Origin of the sequence: Turneriella parva DSM 21527 (genome assembly GCF_000266885.1) — a bacterium.
GTDB classification, from domain to species: Bacteria; Spirochaetota; Leptospiria; order Turneriellales; family Turneriellaceae; genus Turneriella; species Turneriella parva.
Genome location: NC_018020.1, coordinates 1772892 through 1794838, shown reverse-complemented (window position 1 = coordinate 1794838; position 21947 = coordinate 1772892). Strand labels below are relative to the sequence as shown.

At 53.5% G+C, this 21947-nt stretch carries 22 protein-coding genes; 17 read left to right on the top strand and 5 right to left on the bottom strand.

The genetic code is table 11. The features are described from left to right. Nucleotides 1-60: 60 nt before the first annotated feature. From TURPA_RS08740 to TURPA_RS08705, 8 genes are all read left to right on the top strand, one after another. Complete coding sequence (locus tag TURPA_RS08740; RefSeq protein WP_014802940.1) at nt 61-981, top strand: diacylglycerol kinase catalytic domain-containing protein; 921 nt, start codon at nt 61-63, stop codon at nt 979-981. A gap of 3 nt (nt 982-984) precedes the next feature. Continuing rightward, nucleotides 985-1851 carry a glutamate--tRNA ligase family protein gene (locus TURPA_RS08735; protein ID WP_014802939.1) on the top strand — a complete coding sequence of 289 codons (867 nt, stop codon included), beginning with the start codon at nt 985-987 and terminating at the stop codon, nt 1849-1851. A 231-nt stretch (nt 1852-2082) separates the two neighbouring features. After that, nucleotides 2083-2835 (top strand): glutathione S-transferase family protein, encoded by a 753-nt coding sequence (locus TURPA_RS08730; protein ID WP_014802937.1) that lies wholly within the window; start codon nt 2083-2085, stop codon nt 2833-2835. Next, complete coding sequence (locus tag TURPA_RS21665) at nt 2832-3872, top strand: tetratricopeptide repeat protein (RefSeq protein ID WP_053332155.1); 1041 nt, start codon at nt 2832-2834, stop codon at nt 3870-3872. Before TURPA_RS08730 ends, TURPA_RS21665 begins: the two co-directional genes overlap by 4 nt. Nucleotides 3873-3920: 48 nt before the next feature. Then, entirely contained in the window at nt 3921-5381 is a 1461-nt protein-coding gene (locus TURPA_RS08720) for an acetyl-CoA carboxylase biotin carboxylase subunit (RefSeq protein WP_014802935.1), read from the top strand. Beyond that, a complete protein-coding gene (lptE, locus tag TURPA_RS08715) occupies nt 5378-6001 on the top strand; it encodes an LPS assembly lipoprotein LptE (protein WP_014802934.1) in 624 nt (207 codons plus the stop codon). The genes TURPA_RS08720 and lptE overlap by 4 nt, the downstream gene beginning before the upstream one ends. Beyond that, nucleotides 5998-6459 carry an NUDIX hydrolase gene (locus TURPA_RS08710; protein ID WP_014802933.1) on the top strand — a complete coding sequence of 154 codons (462 nt, stop codon included), beginning with the start codon at nt 5998-6000 and terminating at the stop codon, nt 6457-6459. The genes lptE and TURPA_RS08710 overlap by 4 nt, the downstream gene beginning before the upstream one ends. Beyond that, nucleotides 6452-7759, top strand: a complete 1308-nt coding sequence (locus TURPA_RS08705) for an ABC1 kinase family protein (RefSeq protein WP_014802932.1) — start codon at nt 6452-6454, stop codon at nt 7757-7759. Before TURPA_RS08710 ends, TURPA_RS08705 begins: the two co-directional genes overlap by 8 nt. 1 nt (nt 7760) lies before the next feature. On the opposite strand, the gene TURPA_RS08700 is transcribed toward TURPA_RS08705, so the two are convergent. The 4 genes from TURPA_RS08700 to TURPA_RS08685 all read right to left on the bottom strand — a co-directional run bounded on the left by TURPA_RS08700 (nt 7761) and on the right by TURPA_RS08685 (nt 14398). Next, entirely contained in the window at nt 7761-9968 is a 2208-nt protein-coding gene (locus TURPA_RS08700) for a hypothetical protein (RefSeq protein ID WP_014802931.1), read from the bottom strand. A gap of 135 nt (nt 9969-10103) precedes the next feature. Next, nucleotides 10104-12131 carry a FecR domain-containing protein gene (locus TURPA_RS08695; RefSeq protein WP_014802930.1) on the bottom strand — a complete coding sequence of 676 codons (2028 nt, stop codon included), beginning with the start codon at nt 12129-12131 and terminating at the stop codon, nt 10104-10106. Continuing rightward, nucleotides 12112-13995, bottom strand: a complete 1884-nt coding sequence (locus tag TURPA_RS21660; protein ID WP_014802929.1) for an adenylate/guanylate cyclase domain-containing protein — start codon at nt 13993-13995, stop codon at nt 12112-12114. The genes TURPA_RS08695 and TURPA_RS21660 overlap by 20 nt, the downstream gene beginning before the upstream one ends. 70 nt (nt 13996-14065) lie before the next feature. After that, on the bottom strand, nt 14066-14398 hold the full coding sequence (locus tag TURPA_RS08685) for a hypothetical protein (protein ID WP_014802928.1): 333 nt from the start codon (nt 14396-14398) through the stop codon (nt 14066-14068). 452 nt (nt 14399-14850) lie between these two features. Here TURPA_RS08685 and TURPA_RS08680 point away from each other — a divergent pair, with 452 nt between their 5' ends. The 6 genes from TURPA_RS08680 (at nt 14851) to TURPA_RS08660 (ending at nt 18640) form a co-directional block, all read left to right on the top strand. Continuing rightward, on the top strand, nt 14851-15783 hold the full coding sequence (locus TURPA_RS08680) for a CsgG/HfaB family protein (protein ID WP_157210450.1): 933 nt from the start codon (nt 14851-14853) through the stop codon (nt 15781-15783). Continuing rightward, nucleotides 15780-16568 carry a chitobiase/beta-hexosaminidase C-terminal domain-containing protein gene (locus TURPA_RS08675; protein WP_014802926.1) on the top strand — a complete coding sequence of 263 codons (789 nt, stop codon included), beginning with the start codon at nt 15780-15782 and terminating at the stop codon, nt 16566-16568. Before TURPA_RS08680 ends, TURPA_RS08675 begins: the two co-directional genes overlap by 4 nt. A 17-nt stretch (nt 16569-16585) precedes the next feature. After that, nucleotides 16586-17128, top strand: coding sequence for a hypothetical protein (locus TURPA_RS23390; protein WP_014802925.1), 543 nt, complete (start codon nt 16586-16588; stop codon nt 17126-17128). 637 nt (nt 17129-17765) lie between these two features. After that, nucleotides 17766-18086, top strand: a complete 321-nt coding sequence (locus tag TURPA_RS08670) for a CRISPR-associated endonuclease Cas2 (protein ID WP_014802923.1) — start codon at nt 17766-17768, stop codon at nt 18084-18086. Nucleotides 18087-18128: 42 nt separating this feature from the next. Beyond that, a complete protein-coding gene (locus tag TURPA_RS08665; protein WP_014802922.1) occupies nt 18129-18410 on the top strand; it encodes a DUF4258 domain-containing protein in 282 nt (93 codons plus the stop codon). After that, nucleotides 18407-18640 (top strand): type II toxin-antitoxin system MqsA family antitoxin, encoded by a 234-nt coding sequence (locus TURPA_RS08660; protein WP_014802921.1) that lies wholly within the window; start codon nt 18407-18409, stop codon nt 18638-18640. Before TURPA_RS08665 ends, TURPA_RS08660 begins: the two co-directional genes overlap by 4 nt. Nucleotides 18641-18809: 169 nt before the next feature. Here TURPA_RS08660 and TURPA_RS08655 read toward each other — a convergent pair whose 3' ends face one another. Next, nucleotides 18810-19700: an alpha/beta hydrolase gene (locus TURPA_RS08655; RefSeq protein WP_014802920.1), complete on the bottom strand. Its 891-nt coding sequence runs from the start codon at nt 19698-19700 to the stop codon at nt 18810-18812. 56 nt (nt 19701-19756) lie between these two features. Here TURPA_RS08655 and TURPA_RS08650 point away from each other — a divergent pair, with 56 nt between their 5' ends. The 3 genes from TURPA_RS08650 to TURPA_RS08640 are packed head-to-tail and all read left to right on the top strand — an operon-like array spanning nt 19757 to nt 21918. Next, entirely contained in the window at nt 19757-20176 is a 420-nt protein-coding gene (locus TURPA_RS08650; RefSeq protein ID WP_014802919.1) for a hypothetical protein, read from the top strand. A gap of 29 nt (nt 20177-20205) precedes the next feature. Continuing rightward, on the top strand, nt 20206-20961 hold the full coding sequence (locus tag TURPA_RS24210; protein WP_014802918.1) for a DUF2200 family protein: 756 nt from the start codon (nt 20206-20208) through the stop codon (nt 20959-20961). 3 nt (nt 20962-20964) lie between these two features. After that, nucleotides 20965-21918 (top strand): L-threonylcarbamoyladenylate synthase, encoded by a 954-nt coding sequence (locus tag TURPA_RS08640; protein WP_014802917.1) that lies wholly within the window; start codon nt 20965-20967, stop codon nt 21916-21918. The last annotated feature ends 29 nt before the right edge of the window (nt 21919-21947 follow it).

The window sequence follows — 21947 nt, the reverse complement described above, 5'->3', positions numbered from 1 at the left end:
ACAAGTTCGAAGCCGAACGCGGCTTGTCGCGAGACGAGGGTTTTGAGATGCGCTCTTAGCGTGTTTGATTTTGCGATCATTGTCAGAAGCAAAACACGGCGCGAGCTGCTGCAAGACAAGTTTCAGACGCACGCACAGGCAAAATTTTATGTCGAACGCTCTGGCGGCACCATCAGCGATATCGACGCCGAGCACGATCGGTTTTACCAAAGTCTCGAATCTCTGATAGCCCAACTCTCAGGCCGGCTGAAGTACAAGATCATCGACCGCAGCTATCTGCCTTCTTTTCTGTTCGCCGAAAACCACCTGATTATCACCATCGGTCAAGACGGCCTTGTCGCGAATACCGCCAAGTACGCGAAAGGCCAGCCGATCATCGGCGTTAACCCCGACCCGACCCAATACGACGGTGTGCTGCTCAAGACCCAGGTCTCGCAGACCGCACGCCAGGTCGATGCCTGCCTTGCGGGCAAGAACCAATTTGCAGAAATCACCATGGCAGAGTTGAAGCTGAACGACGGCCAAAGACTTTTGGCATTCAATGACTTTTTTATCGGGCCGTCATCGCACATCTCGGCGCGCTACATTATTCAACACGAGAACCAGAAAGAAGAACAATCGTCATCGGGCATTCTCGTGGCGACAGGTGCCGGCAAAACAGGGTGGATGTCGTCTGTACTCAACATGGTACGGGGTTTCGCCGCCGGCGCCACAGTCGAACGCTACCAGAATCTCGGTTGGAGCTCGAACGAACTTATTTTCGCCGTGCGGGAACCCTTTGCGAGCCGGCAATCACAGGCCAATATCGTCTGGGGCATGATCGGTGAAGCCAGACCCTTGACGGTTGAATCGCGCATGCCAACCGCCGGCGTTATCTTCAGCGACGGAGTCGAACGGGACTTCTTGCAATTCAATTCGGGGGCGATCGCGAGTGTCGGTGTTGCGCCCGAAAAGGCACGCCTCGTTATCTCTGAGGGGTGAGCATTGAATTTTGCCCGAACGCGCATCGCCCCCACGCCGAGTGGATACCTGCATCTCGGCAATGCGTATGCATTTGCCATGACCGCGGCGATCGCAAAGCGGGTCGGGGCGAGACTTCTGCTGCGCATCGACGACATGGATAGAGTCCGCGCAAGGCCTGAGTTCATCGCCGATATCTTCGCATGCCTTAGTTTTCTCGAAATTCAGATCGATGAAGGCCCGAGAGACGCGGTAGAATTTGAAGAGCTCTATTCGCAGCGGCTTCGCTTGCCCCTGTACGAGGCCGCAATCAAAGAACTCGCCGCCCAAGGACATGTCTATGCGTGCCGGTGTTCGCGCAGCGAGGCAGCGAGGGGCTGTGCCCGAGACTGTAAGCACGAATCGATTGCTCTCGACGAGCCCGGCTGCAGCTGGCGACTCAACACCGCCAATGCCCATGCGCTCACGATGAAATCGCCCGGTAAGGCCGAACAGAGCGTTTATCTTGCCGACGACATGCGCGACTTTGTCGTGCGCAGAAAAGACGGTTACCCCGCTTACCAGATCTGCTCGCTCGTCGATGACCTGCACTTTGGTGTCGACCTGGTCGTGCGCGGCGACGACTTGCTGGCCTCGACTGTCGCGCAGCTCTATCTCGCCGCATGCCTGCAGCGGCCAGCCTTCTCGCAGATTACCTTCTATCACCATAGGTTACTGTTGAGTCCTCAGGGTACAAAACTTTCAAAATCAGCCGGAGATACCTCTCTGCAATACCTGCGCGCACACGGCAAAACCGTGGCCGAAGTTTATGAAAGCATCGGACGTCTTGCAGGTATTCGGCGACCGGTTGCCAGCTTTGCCGACATTTGCAAATCGATTGAGTTGAATTGAGCGGGGCTGCGCGACAGACAACACAACGATAGAGTTGTCAGGTGCTCAGCACATTAGTTCGTGACGAGAGAGACCAATATGGCAAAAGACAACAACCAGAAAAAAGATATCAAGAAGAAACCAGCCAAGACGGCTAAAGAGAAAAAGGCTGCAAAGGCAGAAAAAAAGAAATCTCGCTGATCTGAATCCTCATTCTACTTTACGGCGGCTTTCACAGGGTCAGTGCGCCTTATGAACAATCGTCTGTTTGGCATCTCATATTCGATGTGGACTGTTCAGGCGCGCTGGGCGCTTGACCACCACGTGATTCGTTACCAATACACCGAGCACATTCCGATGATTACAACTCCGCTGCTGCGCCTGGCAGCCGGCAAGCTCACGGGCAACGTCAGCGCGCCGCTGCTGGTTGCCAATGGCCGTGTGTACGAAGATTCGTGGGCGATTGTCGCGTATGCTGACCGCGAGGGACATCGCGAAAAGCTGATTCCCCTCGATATGGTAGACGAAATTCGTGGCTGGCATGACCTCTGCGATATCGCGCGCAAATCAAACCGCATTATCGCAACCGATGCGACCGCGCATAACGAAGATGCCAAACGCGAGAACCTGCCCGATCTGATTCCCGAGTTTGCGAAGAATGTTCTGACACCCCTCGCTGACCTCGGGGTCGCATACCTCGGCATGAAGTACGATTTCAGGCACGCCATCATCGCTGAAGAAAAGAAGAAAGTGCGCGAGGTGCTGAACCAGGTGCGCAAAGGCCTCGCGGGTAAACCCTACCTCTACGACCACTTCACGTATGCAGACATTACAGCTGCTGCGACGCTGCAGTTTGTGCGCCCGGTAAGCGACAAGTACATTCCGCTGAAGCCGGCGATGCGTGAGACTTTTTCACAGAATGACCTGGCAACTGAATTCGCCGACCTCATTGAGTGGCGCGACAAGCTTTACGCCGACAAACGCGGCGAAACCTTCGCCGTGTGAAGCGCGCGACCGCCTGTATGCTCTTTGCCGCAGCAACCCAGCTGTCTGCGGTCAGCGAAATCTACAGCGGCAGTCCGGTTCGTAAAAAAGACAAGGTTCAGGCAGACCTTAAGTTATTTCACCCGCGCATTACCCCCGAATTTCTGTCGAGTTTCAAGCCCACGCAGCTCGATTTCGACATGGGCTGGGTGATTATCGATGAAAGCACGCGCAAATTTCCCGATAGAATTACAGCAGACGATCTGCGCAAGAGCGACCCTGCCAGGGCAAGCACAGAAGTCAAACGCCCGCGCATTACAAACCGGGGCGAGTTTCTCTGGGCCGAGGGTGCGAACGATCTCGCGACCTCGAAAAACAGCGAAGGTCTCGCCTTCGTTATGGCGAACGACATGGACAGGGCACGCGAAATCTTCGAAGAATTGCGCCAGTCAGAGCCGCAGTTTTTTCCCGGTCGCTTCAACCTCGGCAGGGTTTATCTCTATTTCAAGCAGCACCGCGAGGCGATCGCTGAATTTGAGAAGTGCACACAGCTGGTGCCGCAGTACAGCAAAAACTATTATTATCTCGGCAAAAGTTATGAGCTCGCCGCGCGCCGCGATGCGGCAGACTATAATTTCTTGCGTGCGTATAAATACGACATCTACAGTCTCGACGCGCTCGTGGCGCTGGGCGACTCACTGCTCGAACAAAAGCGCACAGTCGAAGCACTCAATGCATTTAAGCATTGCCTGAAACAAGACTCGGGCTTCAACGATGCGCTCATCGGTATGGGCAAGGTCGCCTACACAATGAAAAAACATTACGATGCGACACTCTGGTTTCGCACGGTAGACACCAAAAAGAGCTACAAGAAAGAGCTGCACTTCTATTACGGAGAATCGGCCTTTTTTTCGCAAGATTACCAGACCGCCGCCCGCCAGTATGAGGCGATGCTGAACTTTCCGCAAGATGCGATCTACTCGAAAGTCTCTCTGCTGAGAATGCGAAAACGACTTGAACAGACAAAACGACTCCTGAACCAGACAGTCGATCAATAGCGTGCAAAAGTTCTGACCAGTGAAGCCCGCCGCCCGAGAACAGTTGAGATGAAAACAATAAAGACGCTACTCATCGCCAATCGCGGAGAAATCGCCCGCCGCATCATGCGCACCGCGCGCACTATGGGTATTCGCTGCGTGGCCATTTACGAAGACGAAGACGCCGGTTCGCTTTATGTGCGCGAGGCTGATGTAGCTTCACGGCTTGCGAACGGGTTTCTCGATCAGGCGGATATATTGCGTATTGCGGCCGAGCACCGTGTCGATGCGATTCACCCCGGTTATGGCTTCTTATCTGAGAACGCCGAGTTTGTCGCCAAAGTCGAAAAGCAGGGCACCATCTTTATCGGGCCCTCATCAGCGGCCATGAAGAGAATGGGCGAAAAAACCAGCGCGCGCGCCGAAGCCAAGGCAGCGCGCGTACCGCTCTTACCGGGCGAAGAAATTGAAGATGCGACGAAACTGAGCGAAAAAGAGCGAACTGCACTGGTCGAGCGTATTGGCCTCCCGGTCGTGCTCAAGGCAGCGGCGGGCGGTGGCGGCAAGGCGCAGGCAATCATTCACAATATGGCCGAGGCGCAAGAAGCATTTGAGAAGGTGATCCGCGAAGCGGCAAGGCTCTATAACAGCAAGTCACTCGTTGTCGAGCGTTACCTCGTCAAAGCGCGCCATGTTGAGGTGCAGGTTTTGGGCAACGCCGCGAAAAAGAATTTCTCTCTGTTCGACCGTGACTGCAGTGCGCAGCGAAATAACCAGAAGATCATCGAAGAGGCGCCCGCACCGAACCTGCCGCCGAATGTGAGGGCAGAGCTGCATGCATCGGCGGTTAGGCTGGCAGACCATGTCGGTTACAGCAATGCCGGCACGATGGAATACCTATTCGACCCGATTCGTAACGAATGCTATTTTCTGGAGATGAACACAAGGTTGCAGGTCGAGCACACCGTAACAGAAATGGTCACGGGGCTCGATCTTGTGCGCGAGCAGATTCTGATTGCGGCAGGTGGCGAAACTGAATATGCAAGCGTCAGCGTGACGGGGCACGCGATTCAGGCGCGCATCTGCGCAGAAAAAAGCGACGGCACTTACCAGCCATCAACGGGTATAATCGAAACCTATGTCGAACCCGAGGGAGTGCGAATCGACACAGGTATCTCGCAGGGTTCAGAGGTCTCGGGCAAATATGACAACATGCTCGCAAAAGTTATCGTGCACAGGCCCACACGCGATGAAGCCATTAACTTGTTGGCCCAGAAGCTTGCAGAGTATATGATCAATGGCATTCATACGAATATTCCACTGCTCATTCAGCTGCTCAAAGACCCACGCTTTGGCGAAGTGAGCCATTACACGCGTTACCTGCAGAGCGAATTTGAGCCGCCGCGTTACGATTCTGACACGGCAGCCGCTCTCGCCGCGATCATGCTCTACGAAGAAGAGCGCCGGGCAGGCCTTGCAAGGTATGGCACGCTCGCTGATTTCACCAATACACCGCAGGCTGCGCGATGATCAGCACGCGTGCCCGGCTGTCGAGGCTGCCCGGCGTTACAGGCGCCAGCGGCCTGCGGCAGCTGCTGTGCATTGGGTTGACGCTCACAGGGTTTAGTTTCGCGCCTTTTGGCTGTGCGACGCTCTCGAAAGGTTTCGGCGACACAGAATCAGAACCCCTGACCCTCGAATATCGCAAGTTTCGCAGTGCACGCCGGCTGCTCTATATTCAAAACTTCGACAACCGAACGTTTTCGCCACAGCTCACCGGCCGGCTCAAAGACAAGCTACAGGTCGCATACACGCGCCTGAGTTCGGTGGTTGTGACTCCCGATAAAAAGGCGGCGCAGCTGATCTTGTACGGCAAAATACTGTTCTACGCTGAAGAGCCTGGTGTTTTTGACCGCTCGGCGGCGCCGCTCACATACAACCTTTCGATCGTCGCGTCGGTGCGCATCAGAGCGCGCGGCGAAGGCGAAGAAGATACTCAACCCTATGAACAGCACACGGTGCGGTATGCAACGACCTATTCGGCGGGCGAACCGCTGTTTGAATCGCGTTACACCGCAGAAGAGCGCCTGCTCGACGGCTTGGCCGACCGCATCGTCAACGCAACCTATGAACCGGGGGCAACACCATGATTCTCGCGACGCTTTGCTACGTACAAAAAGACGGCAAGACACTCATGATGCACCGAAATAAGCGGGCCGACGACGTGCACCTCGGCAAGTACAACGGGCTCGGCGGCAAGTTCGAGCCCGGAGAATCGCCAGAAGAATGTGTCATGCGCGAAGTCTTTGAAGAGAGCAACCTGAAAATTAAGCCAAGGCTGCGCGGGGTCATGACTTTTCCGCAATTTGCCAAAGGTCACGACTGGTATTGTTTTCTTTATACATCCTCAGAGTTTGAAGGTGAATTGAAAGACGACTGCGCCGAAGGCGACCTGGTGTGGATAGAGAACGAACGCGTGCTACAGCTACCCTTGTGGCCAGGTGACCGCATTTTTCTGCAGTGGCTCAACCAACCGAAATTCTTTTCGGCAAAATTCAACTACGCCGGCGGCGAGCTCGTCTCGCATTCTGTAGAGTTCTATGGCTGAACAAGAAAAGCTGACGACTTCGCCCTTTGGCCGGTTTCTCAAAATGGGCGCGTTGGCCGGCCGGGTGGGTTTTTCACTCGTTGGTGAAAAAACCCTCGGCCTCTTTCTCGGCGAAGAATCGCGCGAGCTTCGCATGGCCCGCGCGTGGGTGAAAAACGCTGAGAAAATAGCCGAGACCCTCGGCAACCTCAAGGGCGGCGCAATGAAAATCGGGCAGATGCTTTCAGTGCAAGAGGCGATTTTGCCGAAAGAACTGGCTTTTGTGCTGAAGTCTCTGCAACAGAATGCGCCGACCGTTTCGACCGCGGTAATGATGCAAACGCTCGACGCCGACATACCGCACTGGCGCACACTCATAAAAGAGATTGATGAGAAACCGCTCGCGGCGGCCTCGATCGGCCAGGTACACCGCGCGACAATGCATGACGGCCGGCAGGTCGCAATAAAAATTCAGTACCCGAAAATCGACCAGGCAATCTTTTCAGATCTGAAGAACCTGCGGCGATTGTTCGAGCTGATTCTCGAAAGTATGCTCGCGACGAACCTCGACCATTTGTTCGCCGAGATCGAGGCCAGGCTTATCGAAGAGGTTGATTACCGCCGTGAGATTCGGCGTATTCATGAGTTTCGTGAATTCTACGCGAACGACGACAGGTTTTGTATTCCCAAACCTGTTGAAGAGATGTCTTCGCAGCGGGTGCTTACAACTGAACTGCTGGTGGGTATCACGATTGAATCGGCGAGGCACCGCACCGCGGCAGAAAAAAATATCTGGGGTCGCCTGCTCTTTCGCGCGCTCGCAGCCCAGCTGCTGGTCTTTCGCAAACTGCAGTCAGACCCAAACCCTGCCAATTACGCATTTCTCGAAAACGGCAAAATCGCTCTCTATGATTTCGGCAGCATCAAAGAATTGCCCGACTGGCTGCACGCGGGCTATATGAAGACTATCAGCCTCTGCCGGCAAGACAGGTTCAGTGAAATTACGGCTGTTGCGGCCTCGATGAAGGTCATGATGAAGTCGGGCGAAGAGGTTCCGTTTAAGCATGTGCAGCTGTTTCATGACGCGTTGGCGCCGGTGTTTCTCGAACGGCCCTATCGTTTTAATACCGAACGCGATCCGATCAAAAAGATTATCAACTATAACAAGGCAAACTTCAACGAGTTGAAAGACATTACTTTTCCCGGAGACATCTTGTTCATCGACCGCGCGATTGCGGGCCTCATCGGCAACCTGACAGCACTCGGGGCAGAGGCGAACTGGAAAGACGAACTATTCGAGGCCATCGGCCTTAGCGAATAGACTATTTCTTCAGGTTCTTCTTCAGATACGTGTAATACTTCACCTCGAGCGTATTGATCAGGTACCGGTAAAACTCTTGCTCGAACTCTTTCAGGTTCGGCTTGAATATCTGGCGGTATTCTTCGGCAATTTTCGCGCGGGTTTGGTCTGAAGAAAAATCTTTGTAGCTGATATAAATAGCCGGAGGTACCTTGTTCATCGACTTTTTCACTATTTCAGTCGGTATGACAATACACACAGAATCTTCGCGCAACGCGTCATAAACGGCCTGCTCGAGCGCTTTGCCGTCGAGACCGCCCATTTCAGGCACGTTACGCTTTACCTCGGGCGCGGCGAGGCGCACCTTGTCACGAAATTCGGCCTCGGTCAGCACCCGCTCAGAATGTTTCTGCGGCATGTAGGGGAAAACCATCGCTGAGCCGTAGCTTGCCACCTTTGATCTGACGATTGCCTGCTGCTCGGCCAGGCGCTTCGCCATGTTGTCTTCGGCCGTTTCTTCTGCCGTCGAAACCGATTTTGAATCTGTTTCTGTGCCCGATTTTTTTGGTTTCGACTGAAAGTTGATGCGGTAAAACGCGATTACCGATACCAACGTCAGCGGAAACACCAGCCAAAAGAGCTGCGTCGAATAGAACATCGCCGCACCAAACAGTATCGCCGAAATGAGCGAAACCAGCACTCCCTGTGGAATGTTATAGCGATTCGCATTGCGTTCGAGCTGCTTCGTCTCGGCGTGTTTATTGACGTTGTGCGCCCGCATCTGCGAGAGATTAATGCGCTCTTCAGCAGACAGCCCCTGGTCGAGCGCCGGGTCTTTGCGCTTTGCCAGCTGCTCGTACATGCTCATCGCAATTTCGTATCGTTCGGCTGCACCGGTATCGGTCTTCATCTGCCGGCTGAGGTTCTCAAGTACCGAACTCATATACTTTTGGTCGACAAAATAGCAAATACCCGAGCCGTCTGATTGCATCGCCTTGTAAGAGCCGAATCGATTCATGAGTTTCTTTTCAAACTCGTTTTCCATCGCCATCGCCTGCGCTTCGTCTTTGACGGTACGCAAGACTTCGCGCCGCAGATCGATCTGGAATATATCGAGGTTTTGTTTTGTGTGCGACTGCACCATGCTTTCGATCTTCTGCAGCAGATTGTCGACGCTCTGCGCCTGCTTTCGGTTCACGAGCTTGTCTTTTTTCTCGATCAAAACGTTCAGCCAGCTGATCGTGTCGTTCAGTTTCTCTCTGATTGCATTGTTCTCTTTATCTTGAATACGATCAAAAGGATAAGACCCAGCGACACGCAGAAGCGCATCGACCTTTTCTTTACTCTGCTTACGGCCGGGCTCGGCAGGCACGACGTAATTTCTGCGGTATTCTTCGAGAGACGCCACGTAGGGGGCCGCCCCGCCCTTCTTGGCTTTGTCATAGAGAACATTGAGCACGAACTTCTCAAGACCATCGGCGATCACGCGGTAATGCCTGATCACTTCGGGTACGCGTGCGTAATTACCCGAATCGTCGAGCATCAGCTGGTCGATAACGATATGGTAACGATCGCCGATGCGATCGACCAGATCGCCGCTGCGTGCAAAGAACTCGCGCAGGTCGACAAAAAAATCGGGTATCTCGATATAGGGTATCTGCAGCTTATCGTAACTCTTCTTGAGCAAACGACGAAAGTCATATTCGAGCGAGTAAAAGTCGGGATAAAACCGCGCCGCTTTACCGTCGAGCTTGATGAGTGCCGCGCCCGGGTCTTCTTCTTCAATCTCGGTCGGCTTCGATCTTTTTGCCTCAAGCAACGAGCGGATTAACGGCTCAGACTTCGACATTGCCGCACGCCGCAGCGGCCCGGCATCGCGCACAGCAGCCTTGTTTTTGGGAGGGTAGAACAGAAAGAGCTGAAACGCAGGCTTTGAATGGTGTGAAACAAGCATCGGGTACAGATAGGCGACGCGGTTTTTGCCGCCATTTGCCATATCGGTAACTTTTTTCACCGCCGCTTCGAGCGCCGTTGCATTGGCGACCGAAATGTGGTCGAGTGCGAGATAGTACGTGGGGTCATTGACGCTGACTTTTTTCTGCTCGATGAAGCGCAGCTTCTCGTCGAGCTTGGCCAGAATCTCCATGTCGGCGCTGTTGGGTGCCGTCAGCGAAGAGCGGTCTTGCACAAGAATGGCAGACGCGTTCGATTCAGATGTTATATCTTGCATGGCTGGCCTGCGGCGTGGGCAATCTTGAATCGCCTACACAGGGGGCAAATTTGAAAATGCGCTCTCGCACAAGCCCGTGCAACAACTCGCTGATGCGGCATTTTAGACAGCTTGCGCGAGCTGTCACGCGGGCTCTTACTCAACCGTCGGTACAATCTCAGGCGCGGGTGGCGTCGCGCCAAATGACACATTCACTGTGTTGCGCACCGGCTCACTCTGCTGCACAACCTTTCCCGTTCGATCGGCCTGCTGCGCGCGTACTTCCCAGACCATTTCACCCTCTTTCAGCTTCTTGAGATCAGAAACGGTCAGGGCAGTTGTTTTCGTCACGCGCGAGTCGACGAGCACCAGGCCCCCCTTTCGCTTTTGAAAGACCTTCACCTCGTATGAGCTCGCCCCGGTAACGGGCTGCCACTTCAGATTGAGGCCCGCAGAACGGGTGATATCCACCTTTTGGTCGTCTTTTGGGTAGAGCTCTGCAACCGGGGGCAGCTTGTCTTGCACAACAACCTGGTGCGCCGCGCTTTCGGCCCGCGCGAGGTTATTCTCGAGCGCCAGCACTTTCACAAAGTAGGTACGCGCGGTGAGACCCGTAAAGCGAAACTCGGTATCTTCAACGTTGAGTTTCTTCAGCACTTTCTGCATCGCCGCGTCTTCAGCGATAAGAACCTGGTATAAGGTAATTTCAGCGCTGCCACGCCACTTAATCGCGAGCCCCACAGTTTTTTGCTGCGGCGGCAAAAAAACGACCGTGTTGTTGACAGGCTCGACGAGTTCAACCCTGACCTTGTCACGCACCTCGAAAGGTAGTTCGGCTTTCTCACCCGATGAGGATTTCACCCGCAACGTATATTTACCCGCTGCGAGGTCTGCAGGCAGCTCAACGCTGCTACGCTGCGTTTCGCCCGAGCGCAAAACTTTGTCACTGCCGCGCTGCAGAATCTCATAATTCGCCCGCTCGGCGCCTTCAAAGGCAACGACCGCTTTACCCGATTCTACCTGCGAACGTGAGTACGAAGCCGCGCCGAGACTGAGAAAGCCCAGCCCGGCTCGTTTTTCATTGCGCTGAACGACAACGGAACCGGTCGCGGGCGGCAACTGCGAATCGACGCGCCCCGATTCTGACGCAGGGCGCAGGCGATAGTAATAGCGTCCGTCTTTGGGTACATTCACGACCACCGAAGAACGGCTCGTCGTTTCGGCATAGACGGGGTTCACAAACTGCGCGTTGTCGGCAATTTCAATCTGGGTCGAGGTCACGCCGCGAGGTGGTTTGATTTCAAAGCGAATGGCGGGCTTCTCATCGTAAGATGCACTCTGCGCAATCTGGTAGTTGCCGGCTTCGACCACGCGAAAATGGCGCGTGGCAGATATAGATCCACCTTCGCCTTTGCAGCGCGTGTACCAATCGCCAGCGGCGAGCGTCGTGGTCGCTTTGCCGTTTTCGAGTTCAATCTGCCGCGCCGACGACATGTCAGAGCGCTGTGACACTTCAGCCGTGCGCGCGTTGCCGCTGCAGCCCAGCATCACCTTTCCCGTTTTGCCAGCTGCAAGAATGACGGCGTCTTCGAGAATACCCGTGAGCTGCAACGTAATGCGCGCCTTCTTGCCTTCGGCGAGAACTTCGTCTTTGGCGACAGTTTGCGTCTGGCCATCTTTGCCGACAACCTGCACCTGGCCTTCTTTGACTTCTACCGCGGTCTGTTTACCCGTCGTGCGAATGCTCGCATCTGCCTGCGTGACGTTGATCGCCTGGCCGTCGGTCGTCGTGACTACCGTCTGCGCATTCTGCGCGCCGGCCGTTTTGATGCCACCGCCAGAAAGCCTGAGCTTCAGTCCGCTTTGTTCGAGGTCGAGCTCGACGAGGGTATTTGCTTCGAGTTTTAGCTTCAAACCCGAGTTGAGTACCAATTCAGCATCGGAATAGTTGCCTGTCATAACCGCATCGAGTGAATAGAGCGGTGAACCGTTCTCGACGTCTTCCCATACCATGCGGTCAGAGAACTTGCGCATGGCAACTTCGCGCTTGAAGAACACCTTGCCGATCGACTCACCTTTACCGGCGGTGCGGCGGCTGTTGTGCAGATAGAGCAAGCCCGAGAGTATCGCGATGCCACCGAGCATCGCGGCGGTAAAAGCGGCGTCAGCCTTCGAGAATTTCATATTTGACTTCTTCGTCGTCGCCCGACTTCTTCGGCTTGCCCGACATGTCGATGCCGAGCAGTTTGCGCAGTTCTTTCAGGTCTTTGGGGCCATTCTTATCACCTTTCTTGCGCAGCACGGCATAAATCTGCTGCGGCTGCGACTTGCCCTTGACCTTGATCTTTTGCATCGGTTCGCAATCAAAATCATTTTTGACGACGTTGTAAGTATCTTGTGAGATGAGAATGTCGGTACCGAAGGGTTTGTTGAGGGTTTCAACGCGTGAGGCCAGATTCACTGCGTCGCCGATAACGGTATAATCGAGACGGTCTTCTGAACCGATCTGCCCGGCAAGCACCGCGCCGGTATTGAGGCCGCAGCCGATTTTGATGATCGGCTTTTTCGCCGAACCGCGGCCCTTGTTGAATTCGAGCAGCGCCCGGCGCATTTCAATCGTCGCGTTCACCGCGTTCAGGGCGTCGTTACCCTTGGACTCGGGAACTCCCCACACTGCCATGATGGCATCACCGATGAACTTATCGACGATGCCGTTATGGTCGCCAATGATCTTAACCATAATCGTCATGTAGGCATTTAAAAACTCGACGACCTCTTCAGGTTGCAACTGCTCTGAAATTGCGGTGAACGAGCGAATGTCTGAGAAGAAGATCGTCGCCGTTCGCCGTTCGCCACCGAGCTTTAGTTCACCCTTCATCGCCTTTTCGGCAATCTCGGGGTTCACAAACTTGCCGAGCGCACCCTTAAGCTTTTCGCGCTCTTCGAGGCCAACCGCCATTTCGTTGAACGACTGTGTCAGCGCACCGACCTCATCGCCGCTGCGCGGTGTTAGCCGCAAATGGTAATCGCCGCTTTTGATTTTTTCGGCCGCGTCACGCAGTTCGCGCACCGGCTCAGAAATTGTCTTCGCAAAAAAGTAGACGAGAATCAGCGCAACGAGAATGATAATGCCGGCAATGAGGGCAGCGGTGATTTGCAGAAGTCTCACCGATTCGAGCGCCTTGTCTTTTTCGAGCTCTACGACTATGGCGGTCGAACCGACTTCAAGTTTTGAGTACGCACCGAAATATTCATGCCCTGTCGCGCTGTTTGGGTAAATGCTAAAGCCTGCTTTGGTTTCTTGCCCTTGCAAGAACACCACAGCCGGGTGGTCTTTGAGTGAACGGCCTGCGAGCGTCTCTTTCTTGTCAGTGTGCACGATGACAGCACGGTCGCTATCCACAAAAAACGAAGTGTAGACGCGCGAGGTGAAAGCCGAATCGAGAACTTCGCTGCTGAGGTACGCGGCGACAACACGCTCCGCAACCTGCCCTTCGATAATGGGAAAAGCCAGAAACCACACCGGTTTGCCGAATGCCTGCGTGCGTGTCAAAACCAGCGTCTGCCCTTTGAATACGGCTTTCAGGCGTTCAGCGAGGCGCCCTTCGTCGCGCTCAAAAAGATCGGCGCCGAGCTCGAGAGCCTGCTGCGCTGAAGCAATGTCGCGCTTGTAGACGCGTGAGATGCCGCTCGCATTATAAATATAGCGGCTGACGCGCAGCACACCCGTGCCTGCAGCCATCGGCGTCTGTGGCGCACTGGCGGCTGCCTTACCCTTCTTGCGCTCGGCCTTTTTTCTAGGTGAGCCTGCAGACGATGCAGCCGCAGCGTAACGATCGAAAACCGTGAGTGCCTCGATCTTGGCACCAATCTCGGTCTTCAGCCGTTCGGCGATCAGCTTGGCGGTGTCGTTCGTCTGCAGTTTGATCAGGTCTGTTTTGTCTTGCGCGAAATAGCGGATTGAGATAACAGAAAGCACAATGAGGCTGATGATAATCAGCCCCGAAGTGATGACCATGAGTTTCGAGCGCAGTGAAAGATTCTTCAAATTGTTTTCCTTTATTTATCCGCAACGGATTTTCATAACTACAGCTAATTTCAGGCCAACTGGCCCGTACCTACATCGCCTTGCTGCGTGAGCGCACGTAGTTAATAAACTCGTGCACCAGGGTCGCCATGCGCGCGAGCACAAGACTCGACAGCACATAGTGCACACTCTCAGCAACCGTTATTTTCGTACCATAGAAGAAGCGCAGCTGGTCAATTTTTGCGCAGACACCGAAGGCCGCGATTATCACCAGCGCATTTTTCACAGACCTGAGCAGCGTGGTGTTGAGCAGGTCGTCGATAATGCGTATGGAAAATATCGCAGAGACTGCGAGTTCAATAAAAACACCGACAACCAGAAAGAGCATCAGGTTGTCCCAGAGTTGAGAGACGGCGATTGGCATTAACCACCGTTACGGCAGCGGTTCGCTATGGAAAGTAAAAAAGGGCGAAGAGTGTTTCATCACGCTTCGCGAGCACTAAATTATTATAGTTCGCACCTAGCGGTTTTTTGCGTTGACAACGCCGATTATCGCATTTACTCTGCCGTGCAGACTCGTAGGGTCTTAGCGGCTCGTATCCGCTTACATACACAAACGTTCGATGGCCCTGTCTCTGGGCCAATGCAGTATTACGTTTGTGGTATTGTGTTGGATACGAGCCTAAAGGCAGGGCCTTCCATAATGGCCCGCAAGGGGGCAGTATCCACTTTCGTTTCTATGGCTTAGGGAAGATATTTAGCATTCAGGCGCGCGGCTTTATCCGTCAATCTCGTATTATTTTTACTGGTATCATATGTTGCTTCTTGCCCCTCTTAAATATCGTGGCGCAGCAGCCGTCGATTGCGCGACGCGTCTTGATTCTAGATTTTGTAAACCGCCAAAAGAATGTTAACGCCGAATATCTTTCGGTCACGATTGCAGAAGCACTGATCGACCCACTCAAGAAAACCCGTAAGTTTGAGATTCTACCTCGCTCAACGGCAGATAAGATTCTCAAAGAAAGGAACATCAGCAAAGAGCAGACATTTAGCGAAGAAACCGCAATTCAAATAGGTGAAGCCACAGGCGCCGATGTCGTTGTCATGGGTAGCTTTGTGGCAGTAGAGCCAACTGTACAAATTCAGGCCAAGGCAGTCGATGTTGCTGAAAAACGCCTCGCGCTCAGCAAATCAAGAACCGCAAAACTCGATGCAAAGATTTTTGATAATATCAATGCACTCGCCGATGACATGACTCAAGAGATGGCTGAGAAATTACCGCCGCTGACCCAGCGAGTTGTCTATCAAGATAGTGGCTTGTTTATTGCGAAAGATTTCATTTTTCATGGCATGGCAAACGCAGCGGTAACCTGGGGCTTCGAAAGCAAATTTCTGGCTCTGGGGCTCGGCGGGTCTTTCAATACAAGTTTTAAATTTTTGCACCGTTTTGTTCAACCCTACTTTGCCACTTCATTCGCTTTGACTACAGGCAAAACGCAAATCGATAAGATGTCGGCCTTTGATTTTTCGGGCGGTCTGACTTACGCCTTTATCATACCCAAGAAGTGGGGCTGGGTTCAAGAAACGCAGATTCGACCATACGTGGCTGGTGGTGCGGCGGCGGGCACCATTAAGACAAGCTACGATATCAACTACATGGTACCGGCTGTTTCAGGCGGGTTCATCACGGATTTTTTCGTGCACAAGAATCTTAGCATCGCCGTGCAGATACAACAACAGTTTCTCTTTGATGCGGATACGACTTTGAAATTGCTTTCGGTCGGACTCGGAGCGGGGTACAGAATATGAGAATAATTATATTTTTGGCTTTAATGCCACTGGCTCTTGCGTGCCGTGGTTTTGAAGGGGCTTTTACCGACGCTTCGACGAACGCATTCAAGCCCGGCACCACCGTGCAGCTGCCCAAAGCCGGTGGTGGCACCGTACCCGGTACAATGATCGACATGACGGGTGACGGCATCGCCGACGGCCTCGACCTCAACGGAGACGGCGTGCCCGAAATTCTGTTCTTGTCGCTCGTCGCTGGCAAATGGTCTGGCCTCGACACCAACGGCGATGGTACAATCGACTATTATCTGAGCGTCGACCTCAAGGGCAACTTCTACCTCAGCACGGGCAACCCCAATGGCAATGCAACCTCTGGCAACGTCGCAGTCACAACCAACAGCAGCGGCACGCCGACAGGGTTTAACTCATCTGACGGAACTTCCGTTGATAATAGTATTCTCACCCAAATCTACGCCGACGCGACAGTGCCGACCACCTCGACCAACAATGCGGGCGGCACGTTCTCAAGCGCTCAAACAGTCACTCTATCGTGCAGCGACAACGTCGCTTGCAATGCGATAGCATATACCACCGATGGTTCAACGCCGAATTTCACAGGCAATGGCACGGTCGTCGCGGGGAAAACTGCTACCGTCACAATCTCATCGAGCGCGACTCTTAGATGGATTGTTCGCGATGCAAAGGGTAATTTGAGCACAGCCGGTAGCTCAGCCTTTGTCGTCAGTGGTGGGAGTGCCTGCACTTATGGTAACGGTGTTTACGGAACCTGTACTTATTCAAATTAACTAATTCAGGAGGCTTTATGAAAATACACATCACAATCGAGCCGGGTAAATACACCGGCAGAACAATACTCTGGCTAAAAAACCATCGAAAGACCACGACCTTCTTTCTGGCGTTGATAGGTGCCGTGGCAATATGGGCTGCACCCATTACTAAGCCGTTCACATTCACAAACGGTGGTGTCGTCTCAGCGACTGAGATGAATCAGAACTTTGATGCGCTGTATACGGGCATGTCCCAGCGCTTAGGTTCATACTGCGGCGCAAGCACCGCGACAAATGGGAACATCGGCAGCTACGCAGCTGCAAAGACTCTTTGTCAAACAGCTTGCTCTGATACCAATGCGCACATGTGCACGGTTCATGAAATTTTGATAGAACTTCAAAGCGGAACAGATCTTGGCACCACAAAGTGGATAAGCGTAGGTTTCAATGGTGCTACCTATTTTGACTGTAATCGTTGGACAACTAGCACGGCGGGCCCAGTCGGGCCAGCGGTGCTAAATACTGGCTTCGTGTCGAATGCTTGTAGTTCTTCTATCCCGGTGGCTTGCTGTAGATAGAGACCTGTTAAAAGCAGTCTATATGAAAGTTTGTAAAATTTGCGGCCAAGAAATCCTGCCAAGATCGAGGCACGATTTTATACCAGATCCTGATCTACTTCTAAGACTGAGCCGAGAATTTTCTGGCGTCGCAGGCACAATAACTAAGGTTCGGGCTTGTTGCATTTTAGCAGGTGACAGATTCACATTTACTACGGATAATGAAAGGTATCACGTCGTTGAAAACGACGGCAATTGGGTCGAAAAACTAAGTTCACCCACGGAAAATGCCCCCGCAATTGAACAGTCGAAAGTTTCAAACGGTTTAGATGGGGAGCAAACATGAATTTGTGCCGACTTAATGATACTAAATGGCTTATCGAACATCAGCGAAGATGGCATCGCTATCATCAACACAACGATAAGAATATATATCGGTATTCTGGCAAATTATCAATCGGTGGCAGTACTGTCATCTTGCACAAATATGACAAGAGAAAAGCGGTGCACTTGACGCATGCAGAAATTGACGTAATTCTTGCTCGCATGCCAGAATGTTTGGATTTTAGCAATTTTGAAATCAACAATCAAAGCAACATTGATAATATTTCTTGATGAACAATTAGTGCGCTGGTAGGCATTGAAAGAGGCGAGTGGTATGAAGACATTAATTCACAATGCGGAAACGATAATCGTGACCTATGACATCGGTGACCAGGTAAGACGCGACGAAATGCGCAAATACTTGATAGACCTCGGCGGTGAAATGCAGACTGAATCAGTTTTTGTTGTCCCACCAAGCCCGGCAATTGGTTCGCAACTTGACAGTGTTCTTGCCACCGTCCACCTGCTAATCAGCCCCGCGCAAAATGACAAAGTCAGCATATTTTCCATGATTAGGGGCGATGCTAGCGAATACAGTAAATTCAAAGAGCACCAGCTCGCCGCGCCCCAGTCGCAAATGCCGCGGAGCAGATAATCACGTGACAAATCTAATCCATTCCGTGTTTTCGACGAGAACATGGATGAGAAGCGGTTTGAATTTTCTGGCCATGCCATCCGACGCATGTTCGAAAGGGAGATTTCCGTTAACGACGTCAAGCAGGCGGTAAAAGCCAATGAAGTTATTGCCGCGTACCCAGATGACAAGCCGCTACCAAGCCGATTGTTATTTCATCGCGGGAAGACAGGCGTAACTCATGTGATCGCTGCTTTCGACGCCGAACACAACAGCGAAATCATAATTTCAGTTTACAGGCCTGACCCACTGCTGTGGGATGAGACCTTGAGGCAGCGAAAATGATAAGGCATTGTAATATCTGTAAGACTGGCGAATTGAAACCCGGTTTGACGCACGTGACCCTGAACAGAAAATCGGCGATCATCATTATTAAAGATGTCCCTGCCGAAATCTGCGACAATTGCGGCGAATTCTACTTAGATGAACCGCGAACAGAAGCAGTCCTGGCAATCGCCGAAAATGCCTCGAGAAGCGGCAGCGAAGTCGAAATCAAACGTTTTCAGGCTGCGTAAGCAGCTCGACCTTCGGCACTAGGCTCTAACAGTCTCCGGAAAAACTCCCGAAAAAGCGAAAAGCCTCGTCGTTTGCATGCGCAAACGACTGCTAAAGCGGCCGAAACGGCCTGCTTTTCGCTTTTTCGGTTCCGGAAGCCTGCTAACAGTTTCCTTTTTCAGGAAACTGCTAAAGCCACTTCTTTAAGAACTCAACCTGCGCCGCCACGATCGTGTCGAAAAGCGGGGGCAGATATGGGTCGAAGTGGTCGCAGTCATACTTGATCAGCGTCGCCTTGGGCGCGAGCCGCGCGGCCTTTTCGGCGGGCGCAAGCGGGGTGGTCTGGTCATGCGTTGCTGCCTGAATCAGCCAGGGCATTGTCATCTTTTCGGCGAAGCGTTCGGGCGAATAGAGCGGCAGATGCAAGAAGATGCGCGCAGCGATGCGGTTGTCGAAGCTAAAACCCGTGGGTATCATGCGCGGCCAGATCGCGGCGACGTTTTCAGAGGTCATCGCAGCGAGGTCTCCCGGGCCGCCCGCAATTTTGACATAATGAGGATCTAAACCGATAAGGCCGCTGGCAGCGTCGCGCGCAGCCTCGATGCCGAGCCTTGCCGCCTGCGCGCCACCTGCCATGGCCGCCGAGGCAAAACCATCGAGGTGGGGCACCTGCGAAATTACGCAGCGGACTTTTTGGTCTGCCGCGGCGATTTCAACAACGTGACCGCCAGAAAATGAACTACCCCAAAGCGCAATACGCTTCGCATCGATTGCCGAATGGTGGCGGGCAAACTCAAGCGCGGCACGCCAGTCTTCGAGTTGCAACGATATGTCAATCAGTTGGCGCGGCTCGCCCTCGCTTGAACCGAAATGGCGGTAGTCAAATACGAGCACAGCGCAGCCGGCTTCGGCGAACTTCTCGGCATAGGCGTCGAGCCGCAGTTCTTTGACGGCACCGAAGCCGTGCGCCATGATGACTGCGGGCAGACGCCCTGACTCAGCATCGGGCGCATAAAGCCAACCCCGGCAGAGTTCGCCTTTTTTACCTGATACGAATTCTATATCGCTACGTTTGAACACGCGAACAGGTTTGAATCTCAAATTACACCGTAAATGCGGTTTGTATTCTGGGCCTTATGCGCAAGTTCGTTTCGGCAATTGTTTTTCTCTCTGCGACCATTCTCTTCGCAGAAATTAATCCCCGGTATTATGTAGAGATGCAGAAAAAGTCGCCCGAACGTTTGCGCATCAGGGTCACGCAGGTCAATAACGAGCCTTGTGACAATTGCGAGACATTCAAGACCGAGGTGCAGGCTGTCGTGACGAAGACAATCCGCACGAAGTCAAAAATAAAAAAAGGGCGTGCAGTGACATTTAGCTACACTGTTTTCAGACCGCGCGAGGGTTGGGTCGGCCCCCGGCCAATGCCACAACTCGAGCAAGGCAAAGAATACGATTTTTTTGGCAGCAAGTCGGGCGTCGATGCCCAGAAGCGTGTAAGGCTCGAACCGGGTGCGCGCGGCTATAGTTTTGACAGCATCGTCGATGAAGACTGAGGTGCGACGCTGGCAAATTCTAGAACGGCATGAACTCTGAAACACAGAAATACAACAACGCACAGGCCGCAGCCGATAAAGAAATCTGCGAGTTGCTCGCGCGCACCATCGACGCCAACCTCAAAGGCGCTGAAAACAAGATCTGGCATGGGCACCCGGTTTGGTTTCTCGACGGTAACCCGATTGTCGGCTACAGCAAACTCAAGGCCGGCATTCGCCTCATGTTTTGGAGCGGCGCCGATTTTGAAGAAAGCGGGCTAAAACCCGGCACGGGAAAATTCAAAGACGCTTCGGCGACTTACACCTCCCTCGACGAGGTCGACGTCAAGGCCCTGAAACGCTGGCTCGCGAAATCGCGCACTATTCAATGGGATTACAAGAATATCGTGAAGCGCAAAGGTCTTCTCAAGAAGCTGCCAGCAGCGAGAGCGCGCGGTAATCACGATGAACGCATGGCGGCGATTGTCTTCGGCGCCGTTTATCCGCTATACGTCACGAAAGTAACGCGCAAAGGCCGCACACAGGCAGAACTCGATAAAGTCATTACCTGGCTGACCGGCTTCAGCACGAAGAAGATCCAAAGGCTGATTGCCAAAAATATTACCTTCGCCGATTTTTTCGCGCAGGCAAAGCTGAACGCCAACGCGAAGCTGATTACCGGCACCATCTGCGGGGTGCGCGTCGAAGAGATCAAAAACCCTCTGACCCAGAAGGTGCGCTATCTTGACAAGCTCGTCGATGAGCTCGCGGCCGGTAAGAAAATGGATAAGATACTGCGGTCTTGAGCGATGACCGAACTGGGCACTAACGTTGAAAAAGCTGCTGAGCTGCTGCGCCGCGGTGAGCTCGTGGCGATACCGACTGAAACGGTCTATGGGCTTGCGGCCAACGCGCTCAGCAGCGACGCCGTGCTGAAAATTTACGCAGCCAAGGGCAGGCCCGCCTTTAACCCGCTGATCGTGCACGTTAGGGGCGCCGCAGAATTCTCGCGCTACGCAGAAGAAGTTCCCGAACTTGTGATGCAGCTCGCAGCCCATTTTTCACCGGGCCCGCTGACGTTTGTATTAAAGAAGAAATCGAATGTACCTGACGAGACAACCGGCGGCGGCAACAGCGTCGCCTTGCGCGTGCCGGCGCACCCGATGGCGCTCGACCTCTTGCACCAGCTCGACTTTCCGCTTGCGGCGCCGAGCGCAAACCCTTCGGGCTTTATCAGCCCAGTCACGGCGGCTCATGTCGCCGACCAGCTCGGCGGTCTGATACCGTACGTGCTCGACGGCGGCGCGTGCAGCGTCGGCCTCGAATCGACGGTGGTTGCAGTGCAGGGCGACACGATCACCGTACTGCGTTTAGGTGGCGTCAAAATTTCTGACCTTCAGCTGGCGGCGCCCCAGGCGACCGTCGTCACATCGACGACGCCCGCCGCCGCCTCGCCCGGCCAATTGCGTTCGCACTATGCACCGCGTACTCGCCTCGTGCTTGGCAATCTCGATAAACTGATACAAGAGCACCGCAGCAAGAAAGTGGCTGTATTAGCGTTGGCGGATTTACCCCCGCACCAAAACATCGTCGCGGGTGCAAAACTCTCGCCGACGCGAAACCTCGACGAAGCTGCGCGCAACCTGTTTGCCTCGCTGCACCGGCTCGATGCTGCGGGCGCAGAAATTATACTCGCCGAACGCATGCCCGAAGAGGGTTTTGGCCCGGCGATCAATGATCGCTTAGAAAGGGCAAGTGTCTAGCGTTTGCCTTATTTACCGGTTTACGATGC